The organism is Paraburkholderia sp. BR10936 (genome assembly GCF_040965735.1).
Lineage (GTDB): Bacteria > Pseudomonadota > Gammaproteobacteria > Burkholderiales > Burkholderiaceae > Paraburkholderia > Paraburkholderia nodosa_A.
In genome coordinates, this window is the sequence record NZ_JBFRCM010000017.1 from 1 (window position 1) to 17511 (window position 17511).

Genomic DNA, 17511 nt, shown 5'->3' on the forward strand with positions numbered 1-17511 from the left:
AAGCCCCGAGGGGCTTTGTTGTACTCGCGACGTCCGATTAGCGCAAATTCGGCGTATCGAACTCGATCGATCTGATTGCCTACCGCTCACCTCCGGAAAAAGTTGGTGTTTCCACACACTCTGGGTCTTGCCCCAACGTTAGATTCGTCAACGATCAATCAGTTGAACGCCGCATACACAGGCGGCACGGCGCAACAAACCGCAGCACAGAACCAGCTTAATTCTCAGTATCAGCAGTGGTATCAGAACGCGATGCAGCCATATGAGCAGCTTGGTATCGAGCAAGGCGCATTGTCTGGTGCGTTGGGTAACGGCGCACAGGGTATTACAAGCTCATCGCAGAGCGCAAATCCACTTGGCTTGGCTGTAGGCGGTCTTACTGCCGGTGCAGGGATTTTGTCGTCTCTGTCAAGTTCAGGAGTACTATAAATGTCAGTTCCATCATCAATTTCACAGCTGAGTGTTACGCCTAGCTTGAACAGCCCAATTGGTAGTGAACCAGTCGGCAACAATGCGGCGCTTTACTTTCAGGCTCACGCTGCGTTTATCGCTCAGGTAGCAAACGGCACGCAGTTTAAGACCACAATTCCGTTGTCGATGAACAATTTGCAGATCAACAACCTAGCAAACGGTACGGCAGCGACCGACGCAGCAACGATGGGTCAGCTTCGCAGCTACCTGCCGGTTGGCGCAATCATGCTCTATAGCGGGACAGCAGCAAGCATTCCGACTGTATGGGGATCAAGCTGGGCTTTGTGTAATGGCCAGAACGGAACGCCAAACCTGATGGACAAGTTCATCATCGGTGCCGGCAATGCATACTTGCCGGGTGCTACAGGTGGTGCTACTAGCTACACGCTGTCTGTTGCGAACATGCCAGTTCACAGCCACGGCGTTTCTGATCCTGGACACGGGCACGGCGTTGCTGATCCGGGCCATGCTCACGGTGTGTATGACCCAGGTCACGCACACAACCCAGCAGTAATGCTTGGTGCCGCGGGTAAAGCGTATCTGGGTAACGGCACAAACGAGTTCTCAGGCGGTGGTGCTACATCGTTTGGTAACGGCGGCACAGGCTTTCCAACTGCCACGTCAGGCACTGGTATCGGCATCTACGGTGCCGGTACAGGCATCAGCATCTACGGATCCGGCACAGGCATTTCGCTGAGCAACGCAGGTTCAGGTGCAGCGTTCAGCGTGATTCCGCCGTACTACGCGCTTTGCTATGTGATGAAGATTTCCTAAAGAACAACGAGAATAATATGGGATCACTAGGTAACACACTCTCGCCAACAAACCATGATTCGCCCATTGGCGCGCTCATGGAGCCAATTCAGAAATACACCGATCCGCTTTCATGGGTCACTGGTGGCAAATGGGCGGATTTGACGAGTCAGGAAATTCCAAAGCTTGCCAACACTGCACTTGCGCCTATCACGCAGGGCTTGGGAAAGATCGACAAAGCGATCAACCCGCTACGTCGAATCGGGATCATCGACCAAATCGGCGACATTGCAGAAGCAAAGCCAGCAGATACGATTGGTCTTGTCGTTGGCTCTATCTTTTCAGGTGGCGCGCTTGATGGCGCAATGGCTGGTGCTGGTGGAGCAGCGGGGGCAGGTGCCGCTGGTGTTGGTGCCGCAGATGCAGGTACAGCAGCAGCAATCGGTGCGGGTGCCGCTGACGTTGGTACAGCCGCTGGCCTTGGTTCTGGCTTGCTTGCCGGTACTGCCGGCACTGATCTTGGTGCCGGGGCACTTGCCGCATCTTTGGGCACAACAGCGGGTGCGACGGGATCAATTGGCGCTGCTGGTGGTTTCAGTGCTGCTGGGCTCGGCGCAGGAGCAACCAGTATTGGACTTACCGGCGTAGGTAACGGCATTGGAGCAAGCATCGGCGCTGGTGCTGGTCAAGTTGGCACAGGTCTTTACGGTGGCTTGCAAGGTGCTGCCGCCTACGGCGACGCTGGTTTGACGGGCACAGTCGGTAACGGCTTCTTTGCGATGCCTTCGGCTTACTCGTCTGCGTTGGGTGAAGCGCCAACTGGTCTATATAGCGGCTTGCTGCCCGGTGGTGGTATGACTGGTACAGCTTCGGGCGCACTCGGTGGTGGTGTTTCGGGCGCTGTTGATGGTTCAGCGGGTATTGGTTACGGCTCAGGCGCTACCGCAACGATGGGCGGCCTCGCAAACAGCCCAATGATCGGCACTGTTGGCCAGTTCGGTAATGCGTTGTCTAACGGCCAACGAGCTTACAGCGCGATCAACGCGATGGAACCACAGCAAGCGGGCGCAGCACGCGCACCAGCGGCGCAATACCGCAGAACAGGAAGCGGTGCAAGCATGCCGATCCCATCTGCGCTCCCAATGATGACTAATCCGTCGGCGTCGTACGCGGCGATGCCGGGAGCAACTATGTTGCCGACAACGTCAAGCACGTATCAGAACCTGCTTACGAACATGCTGACCAACGAGATGCAGCCGCCAACAGCAGGGCTGCTCGGATCAGGATCAACTGGTAGTTTCTTGCCGGGTGCAGGCGGGATGATGAATCCCAGCTACCTGATTCCTGGAATGTACTAAAGAAGTCGCGCCGATCTGCCGTAAGAGTGACGACGCCGCGATAGTGTGGCCGTTTCCCTCATGTGCAGATGATGAAAGACGTAAGTGATAGCTACCGCAAGGCTTTTGATATTGGTTGCAGTTCGTTCCTGAAGATCGCTTGTAGCACCTATCTTGCCTGTGCAGGGAAGGACGCAACTGAGATAGCGTTTCTTGAATCGATCTACAACCCTATGCTGACGGACACACAGCTTGATCCCAAGGCCATTCAAGCTGCACTTCCCAAAGGCAAGCGCCCTGAATACACAGAATATCTCCGTCTCGCTTGTGCCTTTCAAATAGCTTCCATATCCACCTTCGACAGTGGCAATGGTCCCCAGGCTTGGCTCTATCTGTGTCGTGCCAACTATTACATTGGTCGCACCCATCGGGCTGCGATGGCAACGGTGGGCGCACAGCGCGTCATCAGTTCAAGAGGGCGAAAGAACGCTTCGGTGGGCAAAGAGAAGTACGGCCAGGTCAAGGAATACGCTGTTGGTCTCCTAAAACTTCCGCATACATTCCCCAACAGAAACCAAGCCGCCATTCACCTTGCGCAGCAAGTATTTGATTTTCAAAAAGAAAAGAACATTGGCATGTCGGAAGGCAACATCATCAAGAAGCTCAATGACTGGTTCAGAGAAGCTGGTTTCTAGCGCGGCACGCCGCAGAATCAACGACTGGTGTCTCCAGCGACCTAAGCACATAGCGTCGCTTCTTCCTCTTACATAAGATACTCACATCGACGCAGCGCAATGAACGCGAAACGCCGATAACCAAGCAAGTTCGATTAACCACTAAGCCAAACCTAGATAACGGCAAACCCAGACGTGACATAGCGCTCACGACTGCGGATTAACTCGCTCTTTAAAAATTGAAGCATGAACTCATCAGCAACTGAATTTCGGAGTTTGCCGAGCCGAAACTCTTTCCGCGTTCAAAAGTTGTGCCCGCCTAGTAAATCATGACTGGGCGGTTTTAGAAGATGCAGCATTAATCCAACGCAGTATTTTACTAACCCTCCATAGGAGAAAAAGCATGGCAGCAATTCGCAACTTCAGCATCAATCCGGTCGCACACAACGTCAGCGCACAGTACGACGACGAGTCAACTGCACGACAGGATTTCGACAATCTCAAGATGTTCTGTGTAAAGCATGGAGAAGCAGCCCCCAGTTTTTCGAAGAGCAACATTCCTCAAATTCGCGAAGACGAGGACATGGTAACCGGTGAGAAGCGCACCGTTACGATTGGAGATCCGAAGATTGTTTATGTCGTCAGTGCGACCATCAGCAACGATGCGCTGGAAAAGTTTAACGAGGAAATCAACAGCCACGCTGTGACTGGAAAGGGCGGTCAGAGCAAGAAGGAAGCTGAAAAGGCAAAGTACTTCAAGATGCTCAATAGCGGAAAGAAGATGACCCAGAAGGAGTTCGCGGACTATCTCGGCGTCAGCACCACCACCATTTACAACTGGAACCAGGAGCGCGCAAACGCATAAGCAAACCCACAACTTGAGCAAGACGATTAATCAACTAGGGGTGTCATTCCCCAAATCAACAACCAGAAGGAGTTTTCCACATGACAGTACCTTACAACGATATTGCATTTCCCAACGACGCCGCGAAGCGTGTGCTTGACGCGCTGGTAACGGGCCTCGTCAAGTTTCCTAACGGCACTAAGACCGGCATCTTGTTGCACGGCGAATCTGGCAACGGCAAGTCGGCGGTTGCGGAAGCAATTCCCGCCGAGATGCAAAAGCACCTTGATCCCAGCGTGACGCCGTATGTCGTCAAACACCACGTCAAGTCGCCGAATAACGGGGTCGCCTTGATTCAGAGCTTGGAGAACAACTTCATGACCTGGCCACTCGGCTCTTACCACTACTGTGTGCTGAACGAGATTGACCAGCTTGCTCCCGCTGCGATGCCGCAGTTCAAGAGTTTGATGGATCAAGTGCAAGGGAGCGTCGTTTGGATTTTCACTACGAACCATATCGACAAGCTGGACAAGCCGCTTGTTGGACGTTGCCACGTTATCGACTACAACCCGTCGAGCCCTAACGTATGGGTGCCGCATGCTCGACAGTTGCTGCTGAACCGAGGTTTCGACCTGAGCGACGCTGAGATTTTGCGCGATATCGTAATTCCAGCGGGCAACAACATCCGCAATGTGGTGGCGCAAGTTGATTTTTATGCAGCAGTCTCGACGCCGAGTAGCAGTGTGACGGTTGCCACCGCACCGCAAGTGGCAGTTGTCGCCGCACCGCAGAGCGTGGCAACCGCCAACTCACAGGTCAAGCAATTGGCGTTGAAGATGCTTGATGGGATGTCAGCGGAACAAGTAGCGAAGAAGCTCGCGATTCCTGTTGTCACGATCGACAAGTGGGAGCAAGAAGCAGCGTAACCCCTTAACCGGTGGTTCCGTTCAACCCTTGACCTGATAAGGCCATGTCCACAAAGACTGTAGTTCTAGCGGGAAAGCAGTCTGACGTATGACGGTTCGTTGAGCCGCAATATCTCAGGCTGCTTCCCTCGAATAAATCGCAATGCTCTGCACAGGGGGCAGGGTATTGCTCACACTAAGGATCCAGATATGTGCCAAGTCCCATGGAAGCACATGAAGCGCACCGGTAGATACAAACACTACTTCAAAGCCGAAATGCCAAATGAGCGAACCGCGATTGATGTTGATGCAGATGTGTATGCGTGGCTGGCAGAGTGCGGGTTCACGACCCACTCACTGAAACTGGTTCGATCTACGACGAGCGTTGCGATTCGAGATCGCTTTAAGCAGATGTATGACAGTCGCGCAAACGGGTATAGCTACGTGGTTGAGGTATCGCTGGGAGATGAAGCTGCGGTTGCGTTCAAGCTGAAGTACATGTGACGAATTTAGAGGTTTTCCTCTAAAAGCAGAAGGGGCCAGTCAAACTGGCCCCTTTTCTTTGCTTGATGCCACCAGAACGGCATGCTATCTGATGGATGCTGTACTGCGGTTTGTTGTGCACGCCGCAAGCTGTTGGATGCCCGCGCTCAAAAGTCGTGACGACGATGCTCTATTGCTCGTTCGTAGCGATCCTTTAAGTGCTTGTTTTTAAACGGGATGTACACAATTGCGGAAGCTGCTTTTTGTGTACATCGAAGTGCATAGTGCCCTTGTATTTCTGGGTGGAAACAGTGGTTAAGCGGTTCACACCTTGATTCGACGGTTGGCGTAAGTTGTTGAAAAATCAGGAAATTGTTTCCTCAGTTTTTTCCTGCACGCCGAAGCAGCCGCGATAGGTCGCGTAGAACGAGCAATAGAGCATCGTCGTCACGATGATGAGCGCGGGCATCAGGATCGCCACCGTGAAGTCGCCGGCGCCGAGCGCGCGCAGCAGCGTCGACAGGCCGATCGATACGACCGTCGAGACGGCGAACCACAGCGCCCCATACACCATGAACGCGCCCTTGTTGCGCCAGCAGCTCACGATGCTGAAGAACAGGGCCTTCACGGGCGGCACGTCGTGCCACGCCGTGAGCACGGGCGCAAACCAGAACAGCATCGACACCGGCACGTAGCAGAGCAGCGAAGCAAGCACCGCGAGCGGCACGTCGCTGTTGGCGAGCGCTTGCGCGTCGAGGTCGCCGCCGATCGTCATCAGCCGCAATAGCGCGCCGCCGTCCACGAACGCAGACGCGGCCAGCACCAGCAACATCGCCCCCACGTAAATCGCCCCGAGCACCAGCAGTTGCTTCGCCACGTTGCTGCCGTACGAACGAAAGCCGTCGATCAGAATGGTCGGGAACACCGGTTTGCCCGCGATCGTGTTGCGGCACGCCGCCATGAAGCCGACGGCCACGCCGGGCACGAACAGCAGTGGCAGCACGCCGCCGATCACGGGAATGGCGGAAATCAGCGTCATCGCCAGCAAATAGGCGAAAAACAGCGTGAGAAACGCGAGCGGATTGCGGCGGAACAGCCAGATACCCTGGCGGAACCAGATGTAGCCCGTCTTCGCGGGGACTTCAATTAGTTGCATGGGCGATGGGGCAAGGCGTGATGGGAACCCGCCTCGCTGCCGGCGAGGCGCTCGCGCAGGATGCGCTCGAAGTGGCCGGGATCGTGCGGCTTGAGCAGTTCGGCCGAGCGCGGCAGGTGGAAATCATACAGGCGCGAGACCCAAAAGCGGTACGCGCCTGCGCGCAGCATGTCCATCCAGTGCCGCGTTTCCTCGGGCGTGAATGGGCGCACGGTCTGGTAGGCGCGCAGGAGCGCGTCGGCGCGCGCCGTGTCGAGCTTGCCGGTGGCGAGGTCGACGCACCAGTCGTTCACGGTCACGGCCACGTCGAAGAGCCACTTGTCGCAGCCGGCGAAATAGAAGTCGAAGAAGCCGCCCAGCCGAACTTCGTGGCCCGGCGCCGGGTGCGAGTGCGCGAACATCGCGTTGTCGCGGAACAGGTCGCAGTGGCACGGACCGCCCGGCAGCGCCGCGTAGTCGGCCGAGCCGAAGAATGCGCGCTGATGGTCGAGTTCGCTCGTGAGGAGGGTGCGCTGGGCGTCGTCCAGAAACGGCAGCACCGTCGGCACCGTTTCTTCCCACCATGAAAGGCTGCGCAGATTCGGCTGGTCGCCGCGGTAGTCGCGGCCCGCCAGGTGCATACGCGCGAGCATCTGGCCCACTTCCGCGCAGTGCTCCACGCCGGGCGCGAGTTCGGGCTTGCCTTCGAGCTTCGAGACGATGGCCGCGGGCTTGCCGTGCAGCAGGCCGAAGAGCGCGCCGTCCTTGCGCGGCATGGGGTCGGGTACCGGCACCCGATGCGAGGCGAGGTGCCGCATCAGGTCGAGGTAGAACGGCAGTTGTTCGGCCGTCAGCTTTTCGAAGATCGTCAGGACGTATTCGCCGCGCGTCGTCGTCAGGAAGAAGTTGCTGTTCTCAATGCCGGACTGGATGCCGCGAAATTCGACGACATCGCCGAGATCGTAGTCGCGCAGCCATTGGGCAAGCTCTTGGTCGGTGACAGCGGTGAAGACGGCCATGCAAGAAGGTCGGTTGATTGGTAATGGCGGGTCGGCGAACGCTGCGAGGTGCTGCCCGAGGGGCTTGCAGGCGTGTCCGGCTCAGGCGCGATGGCCGCGGCCCGGCTCAAGGGGCGGCGCACATGGCGTTGGCGCGGGCATGCCCAACAAAGGCATGCGCGCGCCCGGATGGCTCAGTAATGCAGGTTGATCGACGGCAGGCGCGTGCTGGCCTGGCCGTTGTTGCGCACTTGCGGCGAGGTGTCGGGGTTCGCGCTCATCGTGTAGCGCGTGCCGAAGTTCGAATGCACGTTGATCTCGACGGGCTTGCCCTTGTCGCGGAACTCGGTGATTTCGGTGCCGTTCGGGCTCACTTCGTGATAGCTGGGCACGCGCGGCACGTCGTTGATGTCGACCTTCGAGGTGACGCGTGCGGCCGGCTTGTTGTTGATCGCAGCCAGATCGGGCAGGCCCGCGCGTTCGTTCTCCGATTGCGCGGATTGTGCCTCGACGGCGGTCTTTGCGTCGTCGGCCGGCGCGGCCATGGCGACCCCGCTGAAAGCGAGCGTCACCGCGACGGCGGCAAGAAGGTGCGACTTCATGGTCATTCTCCGATGGGATGCCCCAATTCTAGCAAATCCGGGCGCTTTGCCCCATGTCGCTCAAGCGCTGCGGCCCGCGCCCGGCGGGCGGTGCGCGGCGCTCGCAGCGCTCTCGCGGCGGGTGCTCCAAAAGCCCTCGGCGCGGCCAGGTCCGTCGCCAGAAAGTCGCACCTTCCGTGGTAATGTGGACCCATCAAACGGAGAGGCGAACGAAGATGAACAACGATAGCTACCTGCGGCCCCTCATGACGCCGGCGCACGACTTCCCGGACGAGTTTTTCGAAGACGCCGCCGACGCTGTGGCGCGCCTCTCGAGCATCTACGAAGCGAATACGTCGTTCCTGCGCGATGCGTTTGCGCGCTATCGCCGCGGCGAGGCATTCGAGCGCCGTGTGCGCGCGTGCTACCCGTTCGTGCGCATCCGCACCAACGTCAACACGCATATCGACTCGCGCCGCTCGTACGGTTTCGTGGCGGGCCCCGGCGTGTTCGAGACCACGGTGACGCGGCCCGATCTTTTCGGCAATTACTATCGCGAGCAGTTGCGTCTGCTGGCGAAGAACCATCATGTGGGCATCGAAGTGGGCGTGTCGGATCAGCCGATTCCCGTGCACTTCGCGTTCGCCGAAGGCATCCACCTCGAAGGCGATCTCGACCGCGAGCGCCTCTTCGCCATGCGCGACGTGTTCGATACGCCCGATCTCGCGCAGCTCGACGACCGCATCGTGAACGGCACCTTCGAGCCGGAGCCCGGCGAGCCGCATCCGCTTGCGCTCTTCACCGCGCCGCGCGTGGACTTTTCGCTGCATCGGCTCAGGCACTACACGGCCACGTCGCCCACGCACGTGCAGAACTACGTGCTCTACACGAACTACCAGTTCTATATCGACGAGTTCGTGAAGCTCGGCCGCGCGATGATGGCGCATACCGACGACGCGGACCTGCGCAACTATCGCAGCGAATACACCTCGTTCGTCGAGCCCGGCGACGTGGTCACCTACAACGCGAACCTGGGCGAACAGGACGACGAAGGCACGGCGCCCGCGCGCCTGCCGCAAATGCCGGCCTACCACCTCAAGCGTGCGGACGGCAGCGGTATCACGATGATCAACATCGGTGTGGGACCTTCGAACGCGAAGACGATCACCGACCACATTGCCGTGCTGCGTCCGCATGCGTGGATCATGCTCGGCCACTGCGCGGGCTTGCGCAACACGCAGCGTCTGGGCGACTACGTGCTTGCGCACGGCTATGTGCGCGAGGATCACGTGCTCGACGCCGACTTGCCGCTGTGGGTGCCGATTCCGGCGCTCGCCGAAGTGCAACTCGCGCTCGAGCGCGCGGTCGCGGAGGTCACGAAGCTCGACGGTGTGGAACTCAAGCGCGTGATGCGCACGGGGACGGTGGCGAGCGTCGACAACCGCAACTGGGAGCTGCGCGATCATCGCGAGCCGGTGCAACGCCTCTCGCAAAGCCGCGCGATCGCGCTCGACATGGAAAGCGCAACCATTGCCGCGAACGGATTCCGCTTTCGCGTGCCGTATGGCACCTTGCTGTGCGTGTCCGACAAGCCGCTGCACGGCGAACTCAAGCTGCCGGGCATGGCCGATTCGTTCTATCGCGCGCAAGTCGATCAGCATCTGCAGATCGGCGTGAAGGCGATGGAGATCCTGCGCACGAACGGCTTGCACAAGCTCCATAGCCGGAAATTGCGCAGCTTCGCCGAGGTGGCGTTCCAGTAGCCGCTTGATGGCTGGCCGGCGCGCGGTGAGCGCCGGCCAGTCTGTCGAATTGCGCTGTTGCCTTTTATCAATTCGGATGCCGAATCATTCGGCGTCGCTTACTGCCCGAACCCCGTCAGCCCAATCAAACTTCCCGCGCCAAGCAGCCACAGCGGATGAATCTTCGTGCGAAACGCGAGCACGGCGCACACGCCGGTAATCGCCCAGGCGATCCACGATGGATCGGAGGCCCGCGCGATCAGCACGGCGCTCGCGGCCACGAGACCCGCCGTCACCGGCACGAGGCCCTTTTGCGCGATGCGCCGCCACGGGCGGTCCTTGAAGCGATCCCATGCATGCAGCGCGGCGATCGTGACGAGCGACGACGGCCCGAACTTCGCAATCGACGTGACCAGCATGCCTGCCCAGCCGGCCACGTGCCAGCCCACCAGCGTCACGACCATCATGTTCGGGCCCGGGGCGGCCTGGGCGAGCGCGAATAGCGCGCTGAACTCGCTCGCCGGCATCCAGTGGTGGACCTCGACGACCTGACGCTGCATCTCGGGCAGGATCGTGTTGCCGCCGCCGAAAGCGAGCAGCGAGAGCTGGCCGAAGATCGCGGCGAGCGCAACGAGTGTGGCGCTCATCGCGAGCCTCCTTCCTTGCGCGCCGCGCGTGCCGCGAGCGCGATGCCGATTGGCGTGAGCACGAGCATGGTGGGCAAGAGCGGCGTGCGCAGCACGGCAATGGCTACGAAGCCGAACGTAGCGACGACGGCCGCGGCCGGATCGCGCCGCAGCGGCAGCACGATTTTCAGGGCCATCGAAACGAGCAGCCCGGCGGCGGCCGCGGCGAGCCCCACGAACAGATGCCGCACGTGCGGGTCGTCTTGCGTGCGCTCGTAGAGCACGCCGAGCCCGATCACGACGAGCGACGGACCCGCGATCAGGCCGAGGATGCCGGCGAGCGCGCCGCGCCATCCCTGAAAGCGCATGCCGAGCGCGACCGAGAGATTGATGACGTTGCCGCCCGGCAAAAACTGGCAGAGGCCGAGCAGATCGGTGAACTCGCCGGCGGTGAGCCAGCGGCGCTGCTCGACGATGGTGCGGCGCGCCAACGGCAGCGCACCGCCAAACGACGTGAAGCCGAGCCCGAGAAAGCCGAGGAACAGATCGCGTACCGACGGCGTGTGCAGGCCGTCGTCCGCGCCATGTCCGGCTGCGGCGGGCGATGAAATGGGTTGTTTCATGAATGGAAGGGACCTCTGAGGCAAGTTCGGAGATTAAGCCCAATCGCGCGCGCGGCAAAACGATTTCTATGGCGCGCTCTTGTGATCTACACTCACAAGCATGGCACGCTCCCTTCCTCCCTTTCCCGCGCTGCGCGCGTTCGAAGCCGCTGCACGGCACAACAGCTTCTCCGCTGCGGCGGGCGAGCTCAATGTGACTCACGGTGCCATTAGCCGGCAGGTGGCCGCGCTCGAAGCGTGGGTCGGCGTGCAGGTGTTTCACCGGCACGGCAAGCGGGTCGCGCTGACCGAGGACGGGCGGCGCTACCTCGCCGCCGTGCAGTCGGCATTCGACGACATCGCGCGCGCAACCACTCAGCTGCGCGACACGGGCGTGGTGCACGTGCTGCGCGTGAGCGCGCTGCCTACCTTCGCGATGAAATGGCTGCTGCCGCGGCTCTCGCAGTTTCAGCGCCTCGCGCCGAACGTCGAGTTGCGCCTGTCGACTTCGAACGCGCCGGTCGAGACGCTCGAAGGCTTCGACGTGGCCGTGCGGCGCGGTCCGGCCCACTGGCCCGACTGCGAGGCCGGTCATTTTCTCGACGAGATGGAATTGCCGGTATGCAGTCCAGCGCTGCTCAAGCGCGCGCCGATTCATCAGGCAAGCGATCTTGCGCGTCACGTGCTGCTACATTCGGACACGCGGCCCGATGCGTGGCGCACCTGGCTTGCGGCCGCAGGAGTGAAAGCCAAATGCCGCAAGAAGCAGTCGTTCGACCACTTCTATCTGGCTTTGCAGGCTGCCGTGGATGGTCTGGGCGTCGCGCTCGGCCCGCTGCCGCTGCTCGACGACGAACTCGCGTCGGGACGTCTCGTCACGCCGCTCGCGGGGCCGCATCTCGACGCGCGCGGCTACTGGTGGGTGGCGCGCCGCGAGGTGGCGCAAGCGCCGCTCGTCGTGCAGTTTTGCCGCTGGCTGGAGGAGCAGGCGAGCGCGCGGGCGCCGCTCGGTGCATCGGGCGTGCCCGCAAGCGCGGAGAAAGCATGAGGGGAGTGATGCGCTGAAGCGCGAGCGGTGCGAAGGCCTACGGAAACGTTATCCGCAGGCCATCCGCACGCTGCGCCGCAAGCGGTGCATCAGAGATAGAACATCCGGTCTTCGTCGGAGTCGCGGTCGCTGCGCGCCGGATGCTCCTTGCCGGTATCTTCGGCGGTGTCCGCATCTTCGTAGAACTTGAGAACGGCTTCGAGCACCTGGTCCGGGTCGTCGATCACCTGCATCAGGTCCATGTCTTCGGGATTGATGAGACCCATGGGCACGAGCGCCGAGCGGAACCAGTCGAGCAGGCCCTTCCAGAAGTCGGCGCCCACCAGAATGATGGGCACGTGACGCGACTTTTTCGTCTGGATGAGCGTGAGCACTTCGGCCAGTTCGTCGAGCGTGCCGAAGCCGCCGGGCATGACGATCACGGCGTCCGAGTTCTTCACGAACGTGACCTTGCGCGTGAAGAAATGGCGGAAGCGCAGCGAGATGTCCTGCCACTGGTTGCCCGACTGCTCGTGCGGCAATTCGATGTTCAGGCCGACGGAAGGCGACTTGCCCGCATGCGCGCCCTGGTTCGCGGCTTCCATGATGCCGGGGCCGCCGCCGGAGATCACGGCGAAGCCCGCATCGGACACCTTGCGCGCGATGGTGGTGGCGAGCTGAAAGTATTCCGACTCCGGTTTCAGGCGGGCGGAACCGTAGATGCTGACCGCCGGCCGGATCTCGGACAGGTACTCGGTCGCCTCGATAAACTCTGCCATAATCGTGAACATCTGCCACGATGCGCGCGCCTTCTTGGCCGTCGCGCGCTCTTGATCTGCGAGTGAACGCAGACTCGGAATCACTTTTCTCTTGTCCATAATGCCTGAAGAACTACGCGTGGATACAAAGCTGAAGCTACAAAACGGGCTGGAAGGTAAGACCCTGCTGCTGGTCGACGGTTCTAGCTACCTCTATCGGGCCTTCCATGCGATGCCGGATCTGCGCGGTCCTGACGGCGAACCCACGGGCGCGCTATACGGCATCATCAACATGCTGCGTCGCATGCGCAAGGACGTTACGGCAGAGTATAGCGCGTGCGTGTTCGATGCAAAGGGCAAGACGTTCCGCGACGACTGGTACCCCGAGTACAAGGCCAACCGGCCTTCCATGCCCGAGCCGCTCGCTGCACAAATCGAGCCCATTCACACGGCCGTGCGCGCGCTCGGCTGGCCGCTGCTGATGATCGAAGGCGTGGAGGCCGACGACGTGATCGGCACGCTCGCGCATCAGGCCGAGAAGCTCGGCATGAAGGTCATCGTTTCCACCGGCGACAAGGACCTCGCGCAGCTCGTGACAGACCACGTCACGCTCATCAACACGATGACGAATGAAACGCTCGATCGCGAAGGCGTGATCGCCAAGTTCGGCGTGCCGCCGGAGCGCATCATCGATTATCTCTCGCTCATCGGCGACACCGTCGACAACGTGCCGGGCGTGAACAAGTGCGGCCCGAAAACGGCGGTAAAGTGGCTCACGCAATACGACTCGCTCGACGGCGTGATCGCGCATGCGGATGAAATCAAGGGTGCAGTGGGCGGCTATCTGCGCGACGCGCTCGACTTCCTGCCGATGGCGAGAAAGCTCGTCACGGTGGAAACGGCTTGCGATCTCACGCCGCATCTCGAGTCGATCGAAGCGTCGCTCGCCACGCGAGCCGAAGCGCGCGAAGAACTGCGCGATATTTTCGCGCGCCACGGCTTCAAGACCTGGCTGCGCGAAGTCACCGAAGCGAGTCAGCAGAGCGAGACGGTGCCCGCCGCGACCCAGGGCGACGTGCCCGAAAAAGATGCGATCGTGCAGCCCGCGCTGTTCGTCGATGCCCCGCGTCATTACGAAACGATCCAGACGTGGCCGCAGTTCGACACGTGGCTCAGGCGCATCGAAGACGCCGAACTCACCGCGTTCGACACCGAGACCACGGCGCTCGATCCGATGGTCGCGAAGCTCGTCGGCATCTCGTTCTCGACGGAACCCGGTGTGGCCGCCTATTTGCCGCTCGCACATCGCGGCCCGGACGCGCCCGATCAACTGCCGCAGGGCGAAGTGCTTGCGCGCCTGAAGCCCTGGCTCGAAAGCGGGAAGCACAAGAAAGTCGGCCAGCACATGAAGTACGACGAGCAGGTGCTCGCGAACTACGGTATCGAGCTCAATGGCGTGGAGCATGACACGCTGCTCGAATCGTATGTGCTCGAATCGCATCGCAGCCACGACATGGACAGCCTCGCGCTGCGCCATCTGGGCATCAAGACGATCAAGTACGAAGAGGTAGCAGGCAAGGGCGCGCAGCAGATCGGCTTCGACGACGTCTCGCTCGAAAAGGCCGCCGAATACGCTGCCGAAGATGCCGATGTCACGCTGCAACTGCATCGCGCGCTCTATCCGCAGATCGCGCCCGAGAAGGGCCTCGATCACGTGTATCGCAACATCGAACTGCCCACATCGCGCGTGCTGCGCAAGATCGAGCGCAACGGTGTGCTGATCGACTCCGAGAGGCTCGAAAAGCAGAGCGCGGAAATTGCCGTGCGGCTCATCGCGCTCGAAGAGGAAGCGTATGCGCTCGCGGGCGGCGAATTCAATCTGGGCTCGCCCAAGCAGATCGGCCAGATCTTCTTCGAGAAGCTGCAGCTGCCGGTCGTGAAGAAAACGCCGAGCGGCGCGCCTTCCACCGACGAAGAAGTGCTGCAAAAGCTCGCCGAAGATTACCCGCTGCCCAAGATCCTGCTCGAGCATCGCGGGCTTGCGAAGCTCAAGTCCACGTACACCGACAAGCTGCCGCGCATGGTGAATGCGCAAACGGGCCGCGTGCACACGAACTACGCGCAGGCGGTGGCGGTCACGGGCCGTCTTGCGTCGAACGATCCGAATCTGCAGAACATTCCCGTGCGCACGGGCGAAGGCCGGCGCATTCGCGAGGCGTTCATCGCGCCGCCGGGGCACAAGATCGTTTCCGCCGACTATTCGCAGATCGAACTGCGCATCATGGCGCATATCTCGGGCGACGAGTCGCTGCTCGCGGCGTTCGCACGCGGCGACGACATTCACCGCGCCACGGCTTCCGAGGTGTTCAGCGTCACGCCGCTCGAAGTGAGCGCGGACCAGCGGCGCATCGCCAAGGTCATCAATTTCGGCCTGATTTACGGCATGAGCGCGTTCGGCCTCGCATCGAATCTCGGCATTACGCGCGACGCGGCGAAGCTTTATATCGACCGTTATTTCGCGCGCTATCCGGGTGTGGCGCGCTATATGGACGAAACGCGCATGGACGCGAAGTCGCGCGGCTATGTCGAGACCGTCTTCGGGCGCCGCCTGTGGCTGCCCGAGATCAACGGCGGCAACGGCCCGCGCCGCCAGGCCGCCGAGCGCGCCGCCATCAACGCGCCCATGCAGGGCACGGCCGCCGACCTCATCAAGCTTTCCATGGTCGCGGTGCAGAAGTGGCTCGACGAACGCAAGATCGGCACGAAGATGATCATGCAGGTGCACGATGAACTCGTGCTCGAAGTGCCGGGCGACGAACTCGCCGAAGTGCGCAAGCGCTTGCCCGAGCTGATGTGCTCGGTGGCGCAGCTCAAGGTGCCGCTCGTCGCCGAAGTGGGCGTGGGCGAGAACTGGGAAGAGGCGCACTGAAGGCGTTGTAGTGCTTAGTGAAGCTCTACTAAGTACATACTGAATGCGAAGTGCTGCCGCAAAAGCCGTAACCAGGACGTAACTGCCCGCGCGCGATAAGGCAAGCCTCGCGTGCGTGATGTCGCGAATGCGCGCCGCAAGGGTTGCCGCCGCGCGCTCCGTCGGCCGACAATGATTTGATTGAAGGCCGGTGCCTCGCACGTCACGTTGTCGACGCATCGGCCTTTCTATCGCCTTTCGACATGCACGGAGAGTCTATGCATCGCTTTATCGTTGTGGGAGGAGGCGCAGGCGGGCTGGAGCTGGCAACACGGCTCGGCGATCGTTATGGCGAGGCGCGCGCGAAGCGGGGCAAGCCGCAAGCGGCATCGATCACGCTGGTCGACCGCAATCCAACGCATATCTGGAAACCGCTCCTGCACGAAGTCGCGGCGGGCAGCATGGACCCATTCACGCATCAGCTCGAATATCCGGCGCAGGCGCGCTGGCATGGCTTCGAGTTCCAGCAGGGCGAGCTGACCGGGCTCGACCGCGCGGCAAAGCGCATCACGCTCGGGCGCGTGCTCGACGAAGACGGCGCGGAAATGCTGCCCGAGCGCGTGCTCGAATACGACACGCTCGTGCTCGCAATCGGCAGCACGACGCATTTTTTCGGCGTGCCGGGCGCGGCCGAGAATTCCATCGCGCTCGACACCGTCGAGCAGGCCGAGCGGTTTCGCAAGCGTTTGATCGCCGCGTGCATGCGCGCCGAACATCAAGCGCCCGAAAAAGTCGCGGTGGAGGTGACGGCGGACGACCTCGCGCCGGCCATGGACGCCGGCGCCGAGCCGCGCGTGCAGGTGGCGATCATCGGCGCGGGCGCGACGGGCGTCGAGCTTTCAGCCGAGCTGCGCAACACCGCGCAGGTGCTGTCGGCCTATGGACTGCACAAGCTCGATCCGCGCAACGACGTGGGCATCGTGCTGATCGAGGCCGGCCCGCGCATCCTGCCCGCGCTGCCGGAGCGCGTTTCTTCGGCGACAGGCGAGCTGCTGAACAAGCTCGGCGTGAAGCTGCTGACGAGCGAACGCGTGATCGAAGTGGCGCCTGGCGTCGTGCGCACCGCGAGCGGCAAGAACCTGCGCGCGGACCTCACGGTCTGGGCCGCTGGCATTACCGCGCCGGCTGTGCTCTCGCGGCTCGACGGTCTCACCGTCAACAAGCTCGGCCAACTGATCGTGCGCCGTACGCTGCAAACGGAACTCGACGACAACATCTTCGCGCTCGGCGACTGCGCGGCCTGCGAATGGCCGGGCCACGAACGCGGTGTGCCGCCGCGCGCGCAAGCCGCACACCAGCAGGCCACTTTCCTGTTCAAGTCGCTGGGCAATCTGCTCGCCGGCAAGCCGCTGGAAGAGTTCACCTATCGCGACTTCGGCTCGCTGGTGTCGCTCGGGCACTTCAGCGCGGTCGGCAATCTGATGGGCGGGCTGATCGGCGGGAATATGTTGATCGAAGGGTTGTTTGCCCGTTTCATGTACATGTCGCTGTACCGGCTGCACATCGCGGCGCTGCACGGCTACGCGCGCATGGTGCTCGACACCTTCGCGCACTGGCTGCGCCGCACGACGTTGCCGCGCGTGAAGCTGCACTGAGCGGCTGCACCG

At 61.2% G+C, this 17511-nt stretch carries 17 protein-coding genes; 11 read left to right on the plus strand and 6 right to left on the minus strand.

All coding sequences use genetic code 11. From position 1 onward, the window contains the following. Window positions 1-105: 105 nt before the first annotated feature. From AB4Y36_RS29660 to AB4Y36_RS29690, 7 genes are all read left to right on the plus strand, one after another. Window positions 106-429 (plus strand): hypothetical protein, encoded by a 324-nt coding sequence (locus AB4Y36_RS29660; RefSeq protein WP_368684881.1) that lies wholly within the window; start codon window positions 106-108, stop codon window positions 427-429. Further along, a complete protein-coding gene (locus tag AB4Y36_RS29665) occupies window positions 430-1245 on the plus strand; it encodes a hypothetical protein (RefSeq protein ID WP_368684882.1) in 816 nt (271 codons plus the stop codon). Window positions 1246-1322: 77 nt separating this feature from the next. After that, complete coding sequence (locus tag AB4Y36_RS29670; protein WP_368684883.1) at window positions 1323-2582, plus strand: hypothetical protein; 1260 nt, start codon at window positions 1323-1325, stop codon at window positions 2580-2582. Between the two features lie 68 nt (window positions 2583-2650). Beyond that, on the plus strand, window positions 2651-3256 hold the full coding sequence (locus tag AB4Y36_RS29675) for a hypothetical protein (RefSeq protein ID WP_368684884.1): 606 nt from the start codon (window positions 2651-2653) through the stop codon (window positions 3254-3256). 382 nt (window positions 3257-3638) lie between these two features. Then, window positions 3639-4100 carry a helix-turn-helix domain-containing protein gene (locus tag AB4Y36_RS29680; protein ID WP_368684885.1) on the plus strand — a complete coding sequence of 154 codons (462 nt, stop codon included), beginning with the start codon at window positions 3639-3641 and terminating at the stop codon, window positions 4098-4100. An 80-nt stretch (window positions 4101-4180) separates the two neighbouring features. Beyond that, window positions 4181-5005 (plus strand): AAA family ATPase, encoded by an 825-nt coding sequence (locus AB4Y36_RS29685; RefSeq protein WP_368684886.1) that lies wholly within the window; start codon window positions 4181-4183, stop codon window positions 5003-5005. Between the two features lie 213 nt (window positions 5006-5218). After that, window positions 5219-5488: a hypothetical protein gene (locus AB4Y36_RS29690; protein WP_368684887.1), complete on the plus strand. Its 270-nt coding sequence runs from the start codon at window positions 5219-5221 to the stop codon at window positions 5486-5488. A gap of 343 nt (window positions 5489-5831) precedes the next feature. Here AB4Y36_RS29690 and AB4Y36_RS29695 read toward each other — a convergent pair whose 3' ends face one another. The 3 genes from AB4Y36_RS29695 to AB4Y36_RS29705 form a co-directional block, all read right to left on the minus strand. Then, on the minus strand, window positions 5832-6623 hold the full coding sequence (locus AB4Y36_RS29695; protein WP_368684888.1) for a BPSS1780 family membrane protein: 792 nt from the start codon (window positions 6621-6623) through the stop codon (window positions 5832-5834). Then, window positions 6614-7621, minus strand: coding sequence for a homoserine kinase (locus AB4Y36_RS29700; RefSeq protein ID WP_342946994.1), 1008 nt, complete (start codon window positions 7619-7621; stop codon window positions 6614-6616). Before AB4Y36_RS29700 ends, AB4Y36_RS29695 begins: the two co-directional genes overlap by 10 nt. Window positions 7622-7794: 173 nt before the next feature. After that, window positions 7795-8202: a hypothetical protein gene (locus AB4Y36_RS29705; protein WP_069261345.1), complete on the minus strand. Its 408-nt coding sequence runs from the start codon at window positions 8200-8202 to the stop codon at window positions 7795-7797. 215 nt (window positions 8203-8417) lie between these two features. On the opposite strand from AB4Y36_RS29705, the gene AB4Y36_RS29710 reads away from it, so the two are divergent. After that, complete coding sequence (locus AB4Y36_RS29710; RefSeq protein WP_069261344.1) at window positions 8418-9944, plus strand: AMP nucleosidase; 1527 nt, start codon at window positions 8418-8420, stop codon at window positions 9942-9944. A gap of 98 nt (window positions 9945-10042) precedes the next feature. On the opposite strand, the gene AB4Y36_RS29715 is transcribed toward AB4Y36_RS29710, so the two are convergent. Together AB4Y36_RS29715 and AB4Y36_RS29720 are read right to left on the minus strand one after the other, a co-directional pair. Then, on the minus strand, window positions 10043-10570 hold the full coding sequence (locus AB4Y36_RS29715) for a chromate transporter (RefSeq protein ID WP_069261343.1): 528 nt from the start codon (window positions 10568-10570) through the stop codon (window positions 10043-10045). After that, entirely contained in the window at window positions 10567-11172 is a 606-nt protein-coding gene (locus AB4Y36_RS29720; RefSeq protein WP_083244975.1) for a chromate transporter, read from the minus strand. The genes AB4Y36_RS29715 and AB4Y36_RS29720 overlap by 4 nt, the downstream gene beginning before the upstream one ends. Window positions 11173-11272: 100 nt before the next feature. Between AB4Y36_RS29720 and AB4Y36_RS29725 the strand changes: the two genes are divergently transcribed. Further along, entirely contained in the window at window positions 11273-12199 is a 927-nt protein-coding gene (locus tag AB4Y36_RS29725) for a transcriptional regulator GcvA (RefSeq protein WP_342946996.1), read from the plus strand. Window positions 12200-12288: 89 nt separating this feature from the next. Here the strand turns inward: AB4Y36_RS29725 and AB4Y36_RS29730 are convergent, their stop codons facing one another. Beyond that, entirely contained in the window at window positions 12289-13056 is a 768-nt protein-coding gene (locus AB4Y36_RS29730) for a TIGR00730 family Rossman fold protein (RefSeq protein WP_342946997.1), read from the minus strand. A gap of 1 nt (window position 13057) precedes the next feature. Here AB4Y36_RS29730 and polA point away from each other — a divergent pair, with 1 nt between their 5' ends. Both polA and AB4Y36_RS29740 read left to right on the plus strand, forming a co-directional pair. Continuing rightward, window positions 13058-15865: a DNA polymerase I gene (polA, locus tag AB4Y36_RS29735; RefSeq protein ID WP_368684975.1), complete on the plus strand. Its 2808-nt coding sequence runs from the start codon at window positions 13058-13060 to the stop codon at window positions 15863-15865. A gap of 257 nt (window positions 15866-16122) precedes the next feature. Continuing rightward, complete coding sequence (locus AB4Y36_RS29740; protein WP_069261339.1) at window positions 16123-17499, plus strand: NAD(P)/FAD-dependent oxidoreductase; 1377 nt, start codon at window positions 16123-16125, stop codon at window positions 17497-17499. Window positions 17500-17511 lie beyond the last annotated feature (12 nt).